Genomic DNA, 14,769 nt, shown 5'->3' on the forward strand with positions numbered 1-14,769 from the left:
GATACCTCCCGGCGGACACCCGGGGTGGCATGACAATGGCGGAGCGCAGCTGGCTCCGCCATTTTTTTATTGCAAGATGGATTTTTTATATGGTGAGATACCTCCGATGACATTACACGCAATGCTGGCTTGCTTCGCCTGCGCGCTGCCACTGGCCGCCTCCGCCGCTCCCGCCACGCAGGTTTTCGCGCCGGAAGTGGTGGCTTATTATCCCGGCTGGAAATCGGCTGATTTTCCCGTTAACGGGCACAATATTCGCGCCGGCAATGTCAGCCTGATCCAGTACGCGTTCGCCGACATTTGCTGGGATGGCGAACATGGCAATCCCGCTCCCGATGGCGGCGGCGTGAGCGCCTGCCTGGATGCGCAAGGCCAGCCGTTCCGGCCGGCCAATGGCAGCATCGTGCTGCCGGCGCCGCAAGCCGATGCCGACAACTTGCGCAAGCTCAATGCGCTCAAGCAAAGTAATCCGCGGCTGCGCGTCCTGCTGTCGGTGGGGGGCTGGATCTGGTCGAACCGCTTTTCGGACATGGCCGCCACGCCGGCTGCGCGCCAGGCGTTCATCGCTTCCGCACTGGAGCTGGTGCGCCGGCATGGCCTCGACGGTATTGATATCGACTGGGAACATCCGGCCACGGGGGGAATTCCCTGTATCGAAGGCAAGGTCTGCCACCGCAGCGACGACAAGGAAAGTTATGTGCACCTGGCTAGCGAGCTGCGCAGCGCCTTCGACCAGGCTGGCAAGCAGGCGGCCGGCCGCCATTACCTGATCACCATTGCCGCCGGTGCGCATGCCAGCCTGAGCGACGACAGCGACGCCGCTCCCGGCTGGATGGCCCGCCTGACGGCGCAGCTGGACTGGATCAACCTGATGACGTATGACTACCGTGGCGTGTGGGATGCCGAGAGTGGCCAGCTGGCACCCCTGTATGCCGATCCCGCCGACCCGCAGCGCGAAAAGCAGTTGCATGCGGACGCCACCGTGATGCGCTTTCTGCGCGCCGGCGTGCCTGTGGCCAAGCTGGTGCTGGGCGTGCCCTTTTATGGTTATGGCTGGAAGCAGTGCGCAGCCGGTCCCCGCGGCGACGGCCTGTACCAGCCTTGCCAGGGCGCGGCCAGCGGCAATGACGGTACGCCGACCTTCACTTACCGGCATCTGCTCGAGCAGGGCTACCTGGTTGATGGCAAGGGCGCACGCGGCTTCCAGCGCTATTGGAATGCCGCCTCCCAAGTGCCGTATCTGTATCACCGCGACAGTGGCGTCTTCATCAGCTATGAAGATGCGCAGTCGGTGGTCCAGAAAGTGCGCTATATCCGCGACAAGGGCTTGCGCGGTGGCATGTTCTGGGAATTGAGCGGCGATGCGCAGCAAGTGCTAGGCACGGCCCTTGCGCCTATCCTGACGGGGGTGCAGCCATGAACCAGCGCTACCTCGCCCTCGACGTCCTGCGCGGCCTGACCGTGGCCCTGATGATCGTCGTCAATACTCCCGGTGACTGGGGCAGCGTGTATGCGCCGTTCCTGCATGCCGAATGGCATGGTTTTACTATGACGGACCTGGTGTTTCCCAGCTTTTTGTTTGTCGTCGGCAATGCACTGGCCTTTGCGCTGGGGAAATATGAAAACCTGGGTCATGGCGCCGTGCTGGCCAAGCTGTGCAAGCGCAGCGCGCTGATCTTTTTACTGGGTTTCCTGCTGTACTGGTTCCCCTTTTTCAAGCTCGACGACGCGGGTCAGTTCGCCTGGTCGCCCCTGTCGCACACGCGCATCCCCGGCGTACTGCAGCGCATCGCCGTGTGCTACCTGGCCGCCGCCCTGATCCTGCACTACTGGAAGACACGGGGCGCGCTGGTCTTCAGCGCCTGCGCCTTGCTCGGCTATTGGGCCATCCTGGCGACCTGGGGCGACTACAGCTTGCACGGCAATGCGCCGGCCAAGCTGGATCTGATCCTGCTGGGTGACAGCCACCTGTACCACGGCGAAGGCATCGCCTTCGATCCGGAAGGTATCCTCGGCACCTTGCCGGCTATCGTCAATGTCATCGCCGGCTACCTGGCGGGCAGTTTCCTGCGCCAGACGGCGCCGGCGCAGCTGCGCTCCAGCTTGGCTCAGTTGGCCGTGGCTGGCGTCCTCTGCGTGGCGGTGGCCCTGTGCTGGAATGAAGTGTTTCCGATCAACAAGAAACTGTGGACCAGTTCTTACGTGATGCTGGGTATCGGCCTGGACTTGCTGCTGCTGGCGTTGCTGATGTTCGTCATCGACGTACGCAAGATCACGGGCTGGACGTATTTTTTTGAAGTCTTCGGCAAGAACACCCTGTTCATTTACCTGGTGTCGGAAGTACTGGTGATCATCGCGTTTACCGTGCGCATCGGCGGCGGCAACCTATACCAGTGGTTGTACCAGCATGGCTTTACAGGCTGGGCGCCAGCGCGGGTGGGTTCGCTGCTGTTTGCTGTCAGCTTCATGCTGCTGTGCTGGCTTATCGCCTACGGCATGGACAAGCGCAAGTTGTATATCAAGGTCTAAAATATCAAGGTCTAAAACTTCAACTTCAGGCCGTAACGTGTGGCCAGCGCGGTGAAGAGCAGCATCAGGGCGGTGACGGCGGCGGCGTTCCACAGGCCGGCCGCGCCGCCCGTCTCCAAGTAGGGCCACCAGAAGCGCGGCAGGTGCAGTACTGCCGCCAGTTGCTGCCACAGGTCGGGCACGATGTAGGCGAACAGGGCATTGGTGCCGGCGGGTAACAGTACCACTGCCCAGGCGCGCCAGCGCCACACGTCGATGACGACATAAAACACCAGGAACAGGGCCAGGATGATGGCGCTGCAGACCAGGGTGTACGATTCCGTCGCGGCGATCTTGTTGATGTGGTGATACGGCCGCAGCAGCAGGCCGGCCGCCAGCAGGCCCAGCGCGAACCACGCCATGAAACGTATCCTCTGGGTATGGTTCAGGGCAGCGCCGCGCAGGAACAGCTGTCCCACCAGAGTGCCGGCCAACACATTGGCCGCCGTCGAGCCGAGCACCTGCGGCACGTTGACAATCCCGTTGATACCAGCCGGCAGGAAATCCAGGCTGCCCGCCGTGCCGCCCATGTACAGCGCGATCAGCAGGGAAAACACGCCCATCAGCGCCGTGCCGCTACCCTGGCACGCCAGGTACAGCAGGCTGCACAGCAGGTAGGACCAGCCGATCATGCCGAGGATGCCCCACCACGACGGTTGTAGCCAGGTGCTGGAAAATTCCGCATTCAATTCACCGCGGAAGGTCGCCAGCAGGAACAGCATCAGGGCGCCGCCTGCAGCCAGCTCAAGCTTGCCCGCGCCCTGGCGCCACAGCAGGATCATGGCCAAATAAAACAGAAGGAAGAACACGGCCTGCGGCAGCAGCGCCGCCTGCGCATCATAGCGGTAGGCATTCGCCAGCACCACGCCGGCCAGCATCAGGCTGGCGGAGCGCCACAGCAGGCGTCCCAGCAAGGCTGGTGTGACGTGGCCGCAATGGCGCTGCAAGGCCAGTGGAATGGCCATGCCGACCATGAACAGAAAGCCGGGAAAGACCAGGTCGGGCACGGTGATGCCGTCGGCGCGCGCTCCCGCATGTTCGAGCCAATAGGCAATGCCGGGCATGCCGGCCAGGTAGTTGACCCAGATCATGGTGACGATCACGCAGCCGCGAAAGGCGTCCAGGCTGGTCAATCGTTCGGCGGCGGGGGAGGTGGCTGGAGGCATGGAAGGACGAAAGAAGGTCGAAAAAAAAAGCAGCCCCGGCCTGAGCCGGGAACTGCCTTGCGTCTGCTTGAGGGAGCAGGACTTACTGTGCCGCTGCTGCCGGCGCCGTCGCTGCCGTGGCAGGACGGTTCAGCCACAGGATCCAGTAGCGGGCCAGGTCGCCCACGCCGTCGCCGCCCTTGACCGTTTCCAGTACCTTGATGGCGTCGTCTTTCTTGCCCGCCATGGCGTAGGAATAGCCGAGGCGCAGCTTGGCGTCTTCAGCACGCTTCAAGCCGCCCTTGGCGATGCCTTTCTGAATCAGGTCGATACCTTTGTCGAACTGGTCCATCGTCACGAAGGCGTAGCCCAGGTTGATCAAGCCCGTGCCATCCTTGCTCTTCATGGCCGAGGCTTCGCCGCTGGCGATGCTTTTCGCATCGTCGGCAGCCGCCTTGTTGGCTTGGTCGCGCAGTTTCTTGTGTTTGGCGGCATTTGCGCCCGTGCCCAGCACGCCTTTGGCAAAGCCCGCGTCGAGGACTTTTTTCGCTTCCGTCGGGAAGGCGTTCTGCAAGGCGATTTCAGCCATATCGCTGTAATCTTGCGGCGACATCGTGCCGACGGCCTGGAATTGCAGGCGCAGCACGTCCAGCGCGAAGCGGTCGGAATAACCGGCCTTGCCTTGCAAACGGCCCAGCAGGTCGCTCCAGTAGTCGTCCGACGGGTAGTAGCGCACCAGGTTTTCCATGGCGACCAGGTAGGTGGCCGGATCCTTGCTCTTCGAGCCCGTGTTGGCCAGCAATTGCAGTTCTTCGATGCTCGGCGTCTTGCCCGCTTGCTGCTTGGCCGTCAGGTCGGCCATCAGTTCCTGCTTGGCGCGCGCGAAATCGTTGCTGAAGTAATAGGCGCGGATGATGTAGGGACGCACGGTGGCGACGTCGCCTGTTTCCGTCTGGTAACGGGTGAACCACTTGATGGCGTTCGGGTAATCCTTGGCGTTGTAGTGGTAGTTCGCCAGTGCCTGGATGAAGTCGCCCTGGGCTTTCTTGTCCAGCTTGCCCGATTCGATCACCGCTTCCAGTGCCGTCATGGCCATCGGCGCATTGTTGGTGGTCGAGGCCAGCGCTACGCGCAGGCGGTTCAGCACGAATAATTCATACGGCGTCAGGGCTGGAATGGCGGCAGCCTGGTCGATGCGGCTTTGCACGTCGGCGTAGTTTTTGGCATCCATCGATGCCTTCACGGCGGTCGGATCGAGCAGCTTGAACACTTCAGGGCGCACCGAATCGGCCGGAGCGGCAGCGGCAGCGGCGGCTGGCTTGGCATCCTGCGCGTGCGACAGGGCTGGCAGGACATTCAGGCCGATGGCGGCCAGGAGCAGGCTAAGACGGGCAAGACGGAATTGGGACATGGGTTATCCTTCAATCAATAACAAAAATACGCACCGGCACTGGCAGCCGCAACATCGTGCGGTGGCATTGCCAGAGGGGCAAGGAAGCTCGAAAAAACACATTTCTGCCAGTCTGCCTGTATGAGTCAAACAGAAGCGGCATGATACAGAGCGGCTATTGTTACATAAACTGCTGGGCTGGTGCGGCAAACGTGCGCGTCAGGGCTTGCCCTTTGGCATCGAACAGCAGGCAGCGCTGCGGCGGTAGATGCAGACGCATGGCATCGCCCGCCTGGCGCAAGCCATCCTCTGCCGGCAACTTGACGGCCAGCATCTCGGTCAGCATCCCGGCTACACCTGGCATACTGGCGTAGACGATGGCCACGTCGCCCAGGTATTCGACATGGCTGACGGCCGCGTCGACGACGTTGTTTCCCGCATTGCCGCCCGCATTGCCGCCCGTATTGTCACCATCTTGCAGGCTGACATGCTCGGCGCGCACGCCCAGGGTCAGCTGCTCGCCCGGCGCCACGCCGTCACCGTGCGCCTCGACCTCGATCACGGCGCCGCCGGGCAGGCGCACGGCCACCGTGCCGGGGCTTGCCGCGACGGCCTCGCAGGCGACGAAGTTCATCTTCGGCGCGCCCAGGAAACCGGCCACGAACAGGTTGCCGGGATGGTTGTATAACTCATGCGGACTGCCCACCTGCTCGATGCGCCCGCCGTTGAACACCACGATGCGCTCGCCCAGGGTCATCGCCTCGACCTGGTCATGCGTGACGTAGATCATGGTGGTTTTCAGTTCCTGGTGCAGGCGCGAAATTTCCACCCGCATCTGCACGCGCAGCGAGGCGTCGAGGTTCGACAGCGGTTCGTCGAACAGGAACACCTTGGGCTTGCGCACGATGGCGCGGCCGATGGCCACGCGCTGGCGCTGGCCGCCCGACAGGTCCTTCGGTTTGCGCTTGAGCAAAGGCGTGATCTGCAGGATCTCGGCCGCGCGCTCGACGGCGGCGCGCACGTCCGCCTTCTTGTGTCCAGCCAGGCTTAGGGCGAAGGCCATGTTCTCGTACACCGTCATGTGCGGATACAGGGCATAGCTCTGGAAGACCATGGCCAGGCCCCGCTCGGCCGGCGCGATATCGTTGGCCAGCTTGCCGCCGATATGCAGCTCGCCGCCCGTGATGTCTTCCAGCCCGGCGATCATGCGCAGCAGGGTCGATTTGCCGCAGCCGGACGGCCCCACGAAGACGATGAATTCGCCGTCGCGGATATCGAGGTCGATGCCGTGGATGACCGGGTGCTTGTCGTCATACAGCTTGACGATGTTCTTTAAAGCGATATGTGCCATGGGCTGTGCGATTCCTAGCTTGCGCTGGCCGGCGTGGACGTGGCGCCGGCGTCAGATTGGTCGGAAACGTCCTTCGGGCCGATGCGCATGAAGCGCGACAGGATCAGTACGGGCACGGCCGACACCAGCACCCACAGGAAAAAGGTCTTGTAGCCGAGTGCCGTCTGGATGTCGCCGCTGATCATCTTGAACAGCACGAAACCCAGCTGCATCACGCCGGTGGCGAAGGCATAGTGGGCCGTCTGGTACTTGCCGACTGAAACCACCTGCATCATGAACAGGATCAGGCCGACGAAACCGAAGCCATAGCCGAACATTTCCACGCTGAGCGCGGCCGTGATCAGGGTCAGATCGGTGGGCATGCTGTGGCTCAGGTAATAGAACACCAGGTTCGGCAAGTTCATGGCCAGGATCAGGAAGAACATGGCGCGTTTCAGGCCCAGCCAGGATGTGAAATAGCCGCCGCCTATGCTGCCCAGCAGGAAAGCGACGGTACCGGCCGTGCCGTACACGGCGCCCACTTCCGTTGTCGACAGGCCCAGGCCGCCCAGCTCGCGCGCTTCGCGCAGGAACAGCGGGCCGATGGTCTGCACTTGCGCCTCGCCGGCGCGGAACAGGATGATGAAGGCGATCATGCCCCAGATGCCGGGCTTTTTCAGGAAGTCCACCAGCACGTCCCACAAGGTGCGGCTGATGCCTGCCACGCTCTTGTCAGCCACCGCTGCGTTGCGCACCTGCGGCAGCGCCCATAGGTGGTAGGCGGCCAGTGACAGCATCATGGCGCCGATGATCAGGAAGATCACCGACCATGCCGGCTTGATGCCGATTTTTTTCTCCAGGTAGCCGGCCAGGATCACCAGACCGCCCAGCGAAATGAATTTGCCAGCATTGAAGAAGGCGCCTTGCCAGCCCGCGTAGGCGGCCTGCTGCTTGTCCGACAGGCTGGCGATATACAGGCCGTCGCAGACGATGTCGTGCGTCGACGAGGCCAGCGCGGCGACGAACAGCACGGCGATGCTGGCGGCGAACCACAGCGGCGTTTGCAGGGCCAGCGCGATCAGGCCCAGGCTCAGGCCACCGAGGAACTGGAAGAGCACCACCATGGTCTTCTTGCTCGACGCCAGTTCCAGAAAGGGGCTCCACAGCGACTTGAAGACCCAGGCAAAGCCGATCAGGCCCGTCCAGCGGGCGATCTGGTCGTTCGGTACGCCCATGCTCTTGAACATCAGGCCGGCTACCAGGGCCACGGCGTAGAACGGCAGGCCCTGGGCGAAGTACAAGGTGGGCACCCAGGAAATCGGGCTGCGTGCTTTCTTGCTGATGCTGATGCGCTGGTCGTGCATGGAGGCTTCCTTATCGAGAGACGTTTTCATTTGACTGCGCCGTCCATGCCGCGCATGAAGAAGCGTTGGGTAAACAGGAAGGCGAGCAGGGTCGGCACGATGGTGATCAGGGTGCCGGCCGCGATCACGCGCGTGCTGCTGCCGAAGGTGCCGCGCAAGTACAGCACGCCGACAGAGAGCGGAAATTCATCGGGTTTGCTCATGACGATGGAGGGCCAGATGTACTCATTCCACGATTCGACTGCCGTCAGGATGCCGACGGTGGCCAGCCATGGCGTAATCAGGGGCAGCATGATGCGGCTGAAGATCACCCATTCGCTGGCGCCATCGACGCGCGCGGCGTCGATCAGGTCTTGCGGCACTTCCTCGAACGCCTGCTTGAGCAGCAAGATGGCCACGGCTGTCACCACGTTGGGCAGGATCACGCCTGTATAGGTGTCGACCAGGCTCATTTGCGTGATGGTGATGAAGTTGACGAGAAAGTTCACTTCCGACGGCAGCACCAGGGTGGCCAGGATCAGGCCGAACACCAGCTTGCGGCCGCGAAATTTCAGGCGCGCCAGCGGATACGCGGCCAAAGAGCACAGCAGCAGTTTCCAGAAGACGGTAAACACGGCGATCAGCACCGAGTTTTTGAAGAACGACCAGATGGGGATGGCGTTGAACACTTCGATGAAGTTCTCAAAGGACGGGGCCTTGGGCCAGAAGGTGGGTGGGAAGGCGAAGATGTTGCCTTCCGTGGAAATGGCCGTCACCAGGGTCCACCAGAAAGGGAAGACGCAGACGACGGCGATCGCGCACAGCACGGCATAGTGGCCGGCATATTGGCCTATGCTTTGCAAACGCGTTTTCAGTGGGCGGGAGCGGGTTGTCATGGTCATTCCCCTGTCAGCGGTGCTTGGGTTTGAGGTAGCGCAGGCACAGCAGGGCGATGGCTATGCAAAACAGGGACACGACGAAACTGGCGGCCAGCGCGCGCGGCAGTTTCAAGTGTTTGAGGCCCTGATCGTAGGCGTAGTACAGCGCCGTGAAGGTCGAGTTCATCGGGCCGCCCTGGGTCAGCACGTCGACTTCCTGGTACGCCTTCAGAGCTGCCAGCACGGACAGGATGGAACACAGCATGATGGTCGGGCGCAGCATCGGCACGGTGATCTTCCAGAAGCGCTGCCAGCGGTTGGCGCCATCGAGCATGGCCGCTTCCTGCATGTCCGACGGTATCGACTGCAGCGCCGCCAGATACATCACCATGTACCAGCCCAGGCCGCGCCACAGGGTGACGAACATGACGGCAAACAGGGCCAGGCTGTCGTTCGTCAGCCAGCCCACGGGCGCGTTCACGAGTTTCAGGGTCAGCATCACGTAATTGAGGGCGCCCTGTTCGTGGAACATGAAGCCCCACATGATGCCGACCACGGACACGGTGGTCACCACGGGCACGTAGAAGGCGGCGCGGAACAAACGGATGCCGGGCAGGCGGTTGTTCACCAGCACGGCCAGCACGATGGCGCCCACCTGCACGAAGGGCACCATCAGCAAAAACATCAGCGAATTTTTCAAGCCCGAGACGAACATCTCGTTATTGAAAATGTAGCGGAAGTTATCCAGGCCGACGAAGCGCGTCTCGCGTATCAGGCTGTAGTCGGTAAACGCCAGCACGGAGCCGTATCCGACGGGCCAGAAGGAAAAGGCGGCCAGCAGCAGCAGGGCCGGGGTCAGGAACAGCCAGGCTTGCACGGTATGGCGGTGGGCGAGTTTCATGGTGTCCTCAGTGGCGCGGCAGGGTGGCCAGCTTGCGGTTCCAGATGGCGACGGCCTGGTCCAGCGCCTGCTTGACATCCTGCTTGCCCGTCACGCCCGCTTCGACGGCCTTCACCAGCGAACGGCGCAATTCGTCGTAGTCGTCGATGCCGGCCACGTACAGGGTGCGCGAGTGGCCCATCGACAGGGCGCCGGCAGCCACCGCCTTTTCGGCCGCGCCCGCGTTCTGCGGCGTGGATAGAAAGAACGGGTCGGCCGCCGCCTTGATCGTGGTGGGAAAGACGCTGGCCTGCCTGGCGAAGGCCAGCTGGTTGGCGTCGTTCGTCAGGAAGCGCGCGAACTTGCCCACGGACGGCAGCAGGCGCGCCGGCACGCCTTTCGGAATGGCGAAGTGCACCAGCCAGCCGCCGTCGGCGATGCCTGTGGGGCCCAGCGGCGCGGGCGCCACGTCGGTGATGGCGTAGATGTCTTTCGCATCGCTGCGGATGCGCTGCATGGCCGTGGGCGGCGCCAGCAGCATGCCCAGGCGGCCGCCCTTGTAGGCGTCGATCACGGCCGGGAAATTATCTTCGGCGAACAGGCTTTCTTTCAACAGGCCGCCCACCTTGTAGGTGTCGGCCAGCTTTTGCACCAGCGCCACGTGCTGCGATGAATTGAAGACGGCGCGGTTGTCGGTAATCACAGACAGGCCCTGCTGCATGAACAGGCCGTCGATTTTCGACAGGGCCGGGGCGATGCCTGCCTTGCCCGTGCGTTGCGCGATCTGGCGTGCGAACGCCAGCTGTTCATCGAGGCTGGCGGGGCCGCGCGTGAGGCCCGCCTGCTTGAAAATGGCGGTATTGAAGGCGATCACCGCGACATTGCTGTACATGGGGAAACCGTAGGTGCGGCCCTTGAAACGCAAGTCGTCCAGGGCGCTGGGAATGTAGCTGGCGCGCGCCTCCGCAATCAAGCCATCGACGGGCGTGAGCAAGCCGTCGCGGGCAAATTCGTCGGCCCAGGGCACGTTCAGGCTGACCAGTGCGGGCGGCGTGCCGGCCACGATGCGCGTGACCAGCTTGGTCTGGATGACGTCCCAGGGAAAGTCTATCCATTCGATCTTGACGTCGGGATTCTGCGCCTCGTAGCGCGCCACCACCGCATTGAAATACGGCGTGAACTTGGGCTTCATGCTGAAGGTCCAGAATTCGATTTTCTCGGCAGCCCATGCCTGTGGCGCGAGCAGGCTCGCGCAGGCAACAACCGCCAATAGTCTCTTGATCGTCATGTTTATCCTGGAGCGCAAAGCTCCAATGTCTATGAGTCTGCGGCGCGGGTACATGCCCTTGCCGTCGCTTATATTCGGGTGCTTCTGCCGGCAGCTGCGCCCCGTGCCGGGGGCGCAGCTGCCGAATATTGCTTGAATACTGCTTAATTTGTCTTCGTGACCTTGCTCAAATGGCGCGGCGCATCCGGATCCATGCCGCGCGCGGCCGACAGTTTGGCCGCCATCACATAGAAAGACTGGATGGCAACGATCGGGTCGAGGTCCGGCGTGGCCGCCACGGGCAGGGTCAGGTCGCGCTCGGCCACGTCGGCGGGGGCCGCCAGCAAGACCTTGGCGCCGCGGCCGCGCATTTCCGTCGCCAACTGCAGCAGGCCGGCCTGGGTCGGGCCGCGCGTGGCAAAAATGAGCAGCGGGTAGCCGTCTTCGATCAGGGCCATCGGACCATGCTTGATTTCGGCGCCGCTGAAGGCTTCCGCCTGCAGGGCCGAGGTTTCCTTGAATTTCAAGGCCGATTCCAGCGCCACGGGGAAGCTGATGCCGCGGCCCACGACCATAATGTTGCGCGCCGGGGCCAGCACGTCGATCGCCGGCGACCAGTCGACGCGGGTCGCTTCGAGCAGCGCCTCAGGCAGCGCTTCCAGGCCCGCCTGCAGCTCGGGATCGTTCTGCCACTGGGCTACCATGCGTGCGCCGGCGACCAGGCTGGTAATGAAGCTCTTGGTGGCGGCGACGCTTTGTTCCTTGCCGGCGCGCAGGGGCATGGCCCACTCGGCGGCGTGCGCTAGCGGCGAATCGATGTCGTTGACCAGGGCCACGGTGGTGGCGCCGCCGTCGCGGAAGTAGCGGATCGGCTCGACCACGTCCGGGCTCTGGCCCGATTGCGAAATCGAGATGGCCAGCGTATCGCGCGTCACCAGCGGCGATTTGTTCAGGGTCACCAGCGACATCGGCAGGGACGCGACGACACGGCCCAGGCGCGCCATGATCAGGTAAGCGACGTAGTTGCAGGCGTGATCCGAGCTGCCGCGCGCGATGGTCAGCGCGGTCGAGAACGAGGTGCTCCTCAATTTGCGGCCCAGTTCCGCGTACCGTTCCGTATCGCTGGCCAGTTGCAGGGCGACGCATTCGGCGGCGGAAATGGCTTCTTTAAGCATCATTGAGGTCACAGATTTCTCCTTCTATATACACAGCTTTGAGTTTGAGATCGCGATCGAGTACCACCAGATCGGCGTAAGTGCCGGGGGCCAGCCGGCCACGTTCTTCCAGGCCCAGGTAATCGGCGGCGTTGGTCGACACGCGCTTGGACGCGTCGGCCAGGTCCAGTCCCAGTCCTACCAGGTTGCGCAGCGCCTGGTCCAGGGTCAGGGTGCTGCCCGCCAGGGTGCCGTCGGGCAGGCGCACGCCGCCCATGCATTTCTGCACGGCGTGGCGGCCCAGCATGTATTCGCCGTCCGGCATGCCGGTGGCGGCGGTCGAATCGGTGACGCAGTACAGGCGCGGGATGGCGCGCAGGGCCACCTTGATGGCGCCCGGATGCACGTGCAGCAGGTCGGGTATCAGTTCGGCGTATTCGGCGTGCGCCAGGGCGGCGCCGACCATGCCTGGCTCGCGGTGATGCAGGCCGCTCATGGCGTTGAACAGGTGCGTAAAGCCCATGGCGCCATGCTCCAGCGCGGCCACGCCGTCTTCATAGGAACCGAGCGTGTGGCCGATCTGCACGCGCACGCCGGCGTCGGCCAGCGTGCGCACCAGTTCCAGGTGGCCGGCGATTTCCGGCGCCACGGTGATGACGCGCAGCTTTGCCAGGGTTTGCAGGCGTTCGATTTCGGCCAGCGTGGCGGCGCGCGCGTAGTTGGGCTGCGCCCCGAGCTTGCCGGAATTGATGTACGGGCCTTCCAGGTGGGCGCCCAGCACGCGCGCCGTGTTCGGACGGCGGTGGTTGGCGGCGATGCCGATGGCCGTCAGGGCCATGTCGATATCTTCCGGCGGCGCCGTCATGGTGGTGGCCAGCAGGCTGGTGGTGCCGTGGCGCGCATGGATGGCCGCGATGGTGTAGACGGCGTCGCCGCCTTCCATGATGTCCTTGCCGGCGCCGCCATGCACGTGCAGGTCGATAAAACCGGGCAAAATATAATCGTCGCCATTGGTCGACGGGTGGAGGGAATTGCCCGTGATGCTGTCGACCCGCTCGCCGAAGGCGATGGCGCCGTGGATCCAGCCGCCGGGGGTAAGGATATTGCCTTTGATAGTGCTGCTCATCTGCGCGACTCCGCTACGAATTCATAATAATCACTGCGGCAATACGAGTGGGTCAGTTCCACCGCTGCGCCGTTGTCGAGATAACTGACACGGGTGATGTGCAGCATGGCTTCACCCGTCTTGATATTGGCCAGCTTGGCCTGTTCCGCCGTGGCGTTGACGGCGCGGATATGCTGCAGCGCGCGCATCGGGATGGTGCCGCGCGACTCCAGATAGCCGTACAGCGAATCGGTCACCTGCTGCGGGTCCGGCATATACAGCGCGGGGATGGTGGTGGTCTCAATCGCCATCACCACGTCGTCGGCCGTGCGCAAACGGCGCAGGCGCGCCACCGGCATGTGCGGCGACAGGCCCAGCGACAGCAGTTCCAGCGGCGCGGCCGCGCCGATATCGCGCTGCAGCCAGCGCGAGCCGGCCGTGAAGCCCCGCTGGCGCAATTCTTCCGAAAAGCTCGTCAGGCGCGACAGCGGCTGCTCCAGCTTGGGCGTGATGTAGGTACCCGAGCCGCGCCTGCGCGTCAGCATGCCCCGGTCGCACAGCATGTCGATGGCTTTGCGCGCCGTGACGCGCGAGATTTCCAGGATATCTGACAGCACGCGCTCGGAAGGCAAGGCCTGGTTGGCGCGCCAGTCGCCGCTGGCGATGCCGTCCGACAGCATGTTCGCCAGTTGCATGTAGAGCGGCGTGTCGCTGGCCGGATTGGGTTTGAAGGCAGACAGTTTGGCCAGCATGGTCATTGCTCCTGCAAGTGCTTGCGTATCAGGCGCAGGCCGCCTGCGGCCGAGTCGCCCTGTGCCGGCACGACCAGTTGCAATAGTGTCGCCGGCAGGTAGGCCGACAACGGCGCCGCCAGGCCGCCGCACAGGGCCACGGGCAAGGTGCCGACCGGGTCGAGGGCCTTGGCGATGAGGGCGATCTGCTGGCCCGCATCGACCAGGATGGTGCGCGCCACTACATTGGTGGCCGCGTGTTCGAGCACCAGCCGCGCCAGTTGCGCGAAAGTGGTCTGGCTGGCGGCCGCCAGCCATACTTGCATGGCGTTGCGCTGGCCGCCGCAGGCGTCGATGACGGCCGTGGCGAAGGCACTGCCGGGCACGCGCCCGTCGACCACCTGCTGCGCGTGGTTGATGGCGCGCATGCCGATCCAGGCGCCGCCCGCTTCGTCGCCGGAAGGGAAGCCCCAGCCGCCCACTTCGTGACGGCTGCCGTCCGCGTGCAGCACTTCGCCCACGCTGCCGGTACCGATGGCGACGATGACGCCCGGCTGGCCGGCATGCGCGCCCAGCAGGGTGGTCAGGGCATCCGATTCGAGTGCGACGGCAGCATAGCCGGGATTGTGTTCGACGAAGCTGGCGGCCCACTGCTTGTTGTGCACGCCGGCCAGGCCCAGGCCGATGGCCATGCGCTGCAGCGATGGCTGTTCCAGGCCGGCGGCGCGAAAGGCCAGGGTGACGGCATGGGCCACGGAGGTCCAGGCCCGTTCGATGCCCAGTCCCAGGCCGGAAGGGCCGCTTTGTCCCTGCGCCAGTTCTTGGCCATCGAGGCGCGCCAGGCGCACGCGGGTGCCGCTTCCCCCGCCGTCGACGCCGATTATGTATTCGATCATGTTGTGCAGTCCCGCATATGGTTGATTGCGCCTGTCTCGTATTTTTTGTCGGGCGACGAAAAAGCTGAAGGCACTATATTGT

At 63.6% G+C, this 14,769-nt stretch carries 13 protein-coding genes; 2 read left to right on the forward strand and 11 right to left on the reverse strand.

What is annotated here, in order from left to right:
• The first annotated feature begins 106 nt into the window (after positions 1–106).
• Entirely contained in the window at positions 107–1,420 is a 1,314-nt protein-coding gene (locus ACQ4W7_RS17720; RefSeq protein WP_436532116.1) for a glycoside hydrolase family 18 protein, read from the forward strand.
• Positions 1,417–2,529 (forward strand): acyltransferase family protein, encoded by a 1,113-nt coding sequence (locus ACQ4W7_RS17725; RefSeq protein ID WP_426072649.1) that lies wholly within the window; start codon positions 1,417–1,419, stop codon positions 2,527–2,529. The genes ACQ4W7_RS17720 and ACQ4W7_RS17725 overlap by 4 nt, the downstream gene beginning before the upstream one ends.
• 11 nt (positions 2,530–2,540) lie before the next feature.
• On the opposite strand, the gene ACQ4W7_RS17730 is transcribed toward ACQ4W7_RS17725, so the two are convergent.
• From ACQ4W7_RS17730 to ACQ4W7_RS17780, 11 genes are all read right to left on the reverse strand, one after another.
• A complete protein-coding gene (locus ACQ4W7_RS17730; protein ID WP_436532118.1) occupies positions 2,541–3,734 on the reverse strand; it encodes a hypothetical protein in 1,194 nt (397 codons plus the stop codon).
• Between the two features lie 82 nt (positions 3,735–3,816).
• Positions 3,817–5,124 (reverse strand): tetratricopeptide repeat protein, encoded by a 1,308-nt coding sequence (locus ACQ4W7_RS17735; protein WP_436532120.1) that lies wholly within the window; start codon positions 5,122–5,124, stop codon positions 3,817–3,819.
• 160 nt (positions 5,125–5,284) lie between these two features.
• Entirely contained in the window at positions 5,285–6,454 is a 1,170-nt protein-coding gene (locus ACQ4W7_RS17740) for an ABC transporter ATP-binding protein (protein ID WP_436532122.1), read from the reverse strand.
• Positions 6,455–6,468: 14 nt separating this feature from the next.
• Positions 6,469–7,827, reverse strand: a complete 1,359-nt coding sequence (locus tag ACQ4W7_RS17745; RefSeq protein ID WP_436532124.1) for an MFS transporter — start codon at positions 7,825–7,827, stop codon at positions 6,469–6,471.
• Positions 7,824–8,672, reverse strand: coding sequence for a carbohydrate ABC transporter permease (locus ACQ4W7_RS17750; RefSeq protein WP_426072655.1), 849 nt, complete (start codon positions 8,670–8,672; stop codon positions 7,824–7,826). Before ACQ4W7_RS17750 ends, ACQ4W7_RS17745 begins: the two co-directional genes overlap by 4 nt.
• Positions 8,673–8,685: 13 nt before the next feature.
• Positions 8,686–9,555, reverse strand: a complete 870-nt coding sequence (locus ACQ4W7_RS17755; protein WP_436532126.1) for a carbohydrate ABC transporter permease — start codon at positions 9,553–9,555, stop codon at positions 8,686–8,688.
• 7 nt (positions 9,556–9,562) lie between these two features.
• Entirely contained in the window at positions 9,563–10,822 is a 1,260-nt protein-coding gene (locus ACQ4W7_RS17760; RefSeq protein WP_436532128.1) for an ABC transporter substrate-binding protein, read from the reverse strand.
• A gap of 143 nt (positions 10,823–10,965) precedes the next feature.
• Positions 10,966–11,979 (reverse strand): SIS domain-containing protein, encoded by a 1,014-nt coding sequence (locus ACQ4W7_RS17765; RefSeq protein ID WP_102296295.1) that lies wholly within the window; start codon positions 11,977–11,979, stop codon positions 10,966–10,968.
• Positions 11,969–13,081, reverse strand: a complete 1,113-nt coding sequence (gene nagA / locus ACQ4W7_RS17770; protein ID WP_426072658.1) for an N-acetylglucosamine-6-phosphate deacetylase — start codon at positions 13,079–13,081, stop codon at positions 11,969–11,971. Before nagA ends, ACQ4W7_RS17765 begins: the two co-directional genes overlap by 11 nt.
• Positions 13,078–13,812, reverse strand: coding sequence for a GntR family transcriptional regulator (locus tag ACQ4W7_RS17775; RefSeq protein WP_426072659.1), 735 nt, complete (start codon positions 13,810–13,812; stop codon positions 13,078–13,080). Before ACQ4W7_RS17775 ends, nagA begins: the two co-directional genes overlap by 4 nt.
• A gap of 2 nt (positions 13,813–13,814) precedes the next feature.
• Positions 13,815–14,687 (reverse strand): glucosamine kinase nucleotide-binding domain-containing protein, encoded by an 873-nt coding sequence (locus ACQ4W7_RS17780; protein ID WP_436532131.1) that lies wholly within the window; start codon positions 14,685–14,687, stop codon positions 13,815–13,817.
• Between the last annotated feature and the right edge of the window lie 82 nt (positions 14,688–14,769).

This window comes from Janthinobacterium algoris (genome assembly GCF_051380935.1).
Classification (GTDB): domain Bacteria; phylum Pseudomonadota; class Gammaproteobacteria; order Burkholderiales; family Burkholderiaceae_D; genus Janthinobacterium.

Excerpts from the sequence above, each read along its gene's own strand:
- ACQ4W7_RS17720 (WP_436532116.1), top strand. The coding sequence starts at position 107 with ATGACATTACACGCAATGCTGGCTTGCTTCGCCTGCGCGCTGCCACTG.
- ACQ4W7_RS17725 (WP_426072649.1), top strand. The coding sequence starts at position 1,417 with ATGAACCAGCGCTACCTCGCCCTCGACGTCCTGCGCGGCCTGACCGTG.
- ACQ4W7_RS17730 (WP_436532118.1), bottom strand. The coding sequence starts at position 3,734 with ATGCCTCCAGCCACCTCCCCCGCCGCCGAACGATTGACCAGCCTGGAC.
- ACQ4W7_RS17735 (WP_436532120.1), bottom strand. The coding sequence starts at position 5,124 with ATGTCCCAATTCCGTCTTGCCCGTCTTAGCCTGCTCCTGGCCGCCATC.
- ACQ4W7_RS17740 (WP_436532122.1), bottom strand. The coding sequence starts at position 6,454 with ATGGCACATATCGCTTTAAAGAACATCGTCAAGCTGTATGACGACAAG.
- ACQ4W7_RS17745 (WP_436532124.1), bottom strand. The coding sequence starts at position 7,827 with ATGAAAACGTCTCTCGATAAGGAAGCCTCCATGCACGACCAGCGCATC.
- ACQ4W7_RS17750 (WP_426072655.1), bottom strand. The coding sequence starts at position 8,672 with ATGACAACCCGCTCCCGCCCACTGAAAACGCGTTTGCAAAGCATAGGC.
- ACQ4W7_RS17755 (WP_436532126.1), bottom strand. The coding sequence starts at position 9,555 with ATGAAACTCGCCCACCGCCATACCGTGCAAGCCTGGCTGTTCCTGACC.
- ACQ4W7_RS17760 (WP_436532128.1), bottom strand. The coding sequence starts at position 10,822 with ATGACGATCAAGAGACTATTGGCGGTTGTTGCCTGCGCGAGCCTGCTC.
- ACQ4W7_RS17765 (WP_102296295.1), bottom strand. The coding sequence starts at position 11,979 with ATGATGCTTAAAGAAGCCATTTCCGCCGCCGAATGCGTCGCCCTGCAA.
- nagA (WP_426072658.1), bottom strand. The coding sequence starts at position 13,081 with ATGAGCAGCACTATCAAAGGCAATATCCTTACCCCCGGCGGCTGGATC.
- ACQ4W7_RS17775 (WP_426072659.1), bottom strand. The coding sequence starts at position 13,812 with ATGCTGGCCAAACTGTCTGCCTTCAAACCCAATCCGGCCAGCGACACG.
- ACQ4W7_RS17780 (WP_436532131.1), bottom strand. The coding sequence starts at position 14,687 with ATGATCGAATACATAATCGGCGTCGACGGCGGGGGAAGCGGCACCCGC.